This window comes from Peribacillus sp. P4_C12, assembly GCF_056402095.1.
The window spans coordinates 1-2,525 of record NZ_JBFUIB010000515.1; the positions used below are offsets into that span (position 1 = coordinate 1).

Consider the following 2,525-nt stretch of genomic DNA (forward strand, 5'->3'; position numbering starts at 1 on the left):
GAGAACCAACAGGGAAATATTTCTTCAGATTCTTTATTTCAACAAGAGGAGAATTTTCGTTGACTGTCTTTTCTTTTACTGACTTATTCTTTAGTGAAACCATTGGTTCTCCTCCTTTAAACATTAGTCGGTGCTTGTACGCGTGTTGCTTTTGCCATTGGATGGTGAAGCCAGCATGCAGCTGTCTGTCCCTCTTCTACTACCTCAAGTTCCGGGTCATGTTCTTTGCACACTTTCATTGCAGATTCACATCTTGGATAAAATGGGCATCCTTTAGGCGGATCTAACAAATCCGGTGGTGATCCGATAATCGGTACCAACGGAGCCGTTTTTTCCATATCCAGCCTTGGCACCGTTTTAAGCAATCCTCTTGTATATGGGTGTTGCGGGTTTGCAAATATTGCTTCAACTGTACCTGTTTCCACAACTTTACCTGCATACATGACTACTACCCTTTCGCAAGTTTCCGCAACCACACCTAGATCATGAGTGATTAAAATGATGGAAGTATCCATTCTACGTTGGATATCTTTCATCAGTTCTAAAATTTGAGCTTGTATCGTTACATCCAATGCCGTTGTTGGTTCATCGGCAATTAACAATTTCGGTTCACAGGCTAGAGCCATCGCTATCATCGCCCGCTGGCGCATGCCCCCTGAAAACTCATGTGGATATTGCTGCATCCTTTTTTCCGGCTGAGGAATACCAACCAGTTTAAGCGTTTCTAACGCTCGTTCATATGCATCTTTTCGAGAGATATTATTATTATGCTTTAAAATACCCTCCATAATTTGGCTGCCGATTTTAGTCGTTGGATTGAGCGAAGTCATTGGGTCCTGGAAAATCATGCTGATTTCATTTCCACGAATCTTCTGCATTTCCTTTTCACTCATTTTAATAAGGTCTTTACCACCAAATGATATTGACCCTGTTCCATACTCTGCTGGAGGTGTTTCCAATAATCGCATGATCGATTTTGCAGTAACGCTTTTGCCGCATCCGGACTCTCCAACGATGGCGACTGCTTCCCCTTTTTTCACTTCAAAGTTCACGCCGCGAACAGCTTGTACTTTTCCTGCATACGTATGGAAGGTGATGTGTAAATCGTTAACTTCTAATAGGTTCTCCATCATCGTCCCTCCTATTCTAGTATTATCAAAATCTTTATGTTATGACTCATTTATTTCCGTAGTTTTGGATCTAGGGCATCCTGTAGTCCATCACCAGCCACATTAAACGCGAACATGGTTAATGAGATCAATATCGCCGGGATTAAAAGTTGATAGAAATTCCCTACCAAAATGCTTCCCAGAGCATCACTGGTCAACGTTCCCCAGCTTGCCTGAGGTGCTGGCACACCCAGTCCCAAAAAGCTTAATGTAGCTTCGGCAAAAATCGCCGTAGGTACAGTCAACGTTAAATTGACAAGGATTGGTCCCATTGTATTTGGAATCATGTGTTTTCTTAAAGTCCAGCTCGTATTAGCACCAGAGATGGTTGCCGCATGAATATATTCATTCTCTTTTAATTGTAAAACCTGCCCTCTTACCAGTCGGGCCATAGGAATCCATCCTGTAATCGACATGGCTATGATTATCGGCAATATACCAGGTTTTAATACGACCATCATCAAGATAACCATCAATAGGTAAGGGATCGCATAGATCACTTCAGCAAACCTCATCATTATATTATCGGTGCGTCCGCCACGAATGGCTGAAATCCCGCCATATAGGACACCAATTAAAAAGTCTATTAGCGCCGCCATCAAGCCAATGAACAAGGATATCCTTGCACCATACCAAGCTCGCGTAAATAAATCCCTTCCTGATGAATCCGTCCCAAACCAATGCTCGGCATTGGGGCTAAGATTCTTTTTCTCGAAATCTTGACCATAATAAGTATATCCGTTAATATACGGACCAAAAATAGCCAGCAAGACCAACAGGATAATTAGAACAAACCCCGTCATTGCTAGTTTATTTTCTTTAAAGCGACGCCAGACGTCAGACCAATATGAAACCGTTGGCCTAGCAATTTTTTCAGCTTCCTTAAAGTTTCCTTCAGCGGGTAGGAACATATCTTCGGTTAAATGTACTTTATCTGCCATTATTTTTTCTCCCCCGTCACTTTAATTCTAGGATCAATCAACGTATAGGCTATATCAACGATGAATATCAATAGGATAAGCACTGCACTATACACAATTGTGGAACCAAGAATGACCGGGTAGTCTCGATTGGATATTCCCTTTACAAACATATCTCCCATGCCCGGAATACCAAAAATACGTTCAATAATGAAGCTTCCTGTAACGATATTAGCCGTTAGGATACCAAGAATCGTGATAATCGGCAATAAAGCATTTCGGATCGCATGTTTGATTATGACACCGCTACGTTTTAACCCTTTAGCCTTTGCGGTCAAAATGTAATCCTGTCCCATTACTTCAAGCATGCTTGTCCGCATCAATCTGGCAATGAAAGCAAGAGGCATCATCGACAGGGCAATGGATGGTAATATGG

General features: G+C 41.9%; 3 protein-coding genes. All 3 read right to left on the minus strand.

Features of this window, described 5'->3' with window-relative positions; genetic code table 11:
- Nucleotides 1–116: 116 nt before the first annotated feature.
- Complete coding sequence (locus AC1DUW_RS25775) at nt 117–1,130, minus strand: ABC transporter ATP-binding protein (RefSeq protein WP_053346401.1); 1,014 nt, start codon at nt 1,128–1,130, stop codon at nt 117–119.
- 50 nt (nt 1,131–1,180) lie between these two features.
- Nucleotides 1,181–2,110: an ABC transporter permease gene (locus tag AC1DUW_RS25780; RefSeq protein ID WP_053346402.1), complete on the minus strand. Its 930-nt coding sequence runs from the start codon at nt 2,108–2,110 to the stop codon at nt 1,181–1,183.
- On the minus strand, nt 2,110–2,525 hold a 416-nt coding region (locus tag AC1DUW_RS25785; protein ID WP_477643816.1), incomplete at its 5' end, for an ABC transporter permease. The genes AC1DUW_RS25780 and AC1DUW_RS25785, both read right to left, overlap by 1 nt.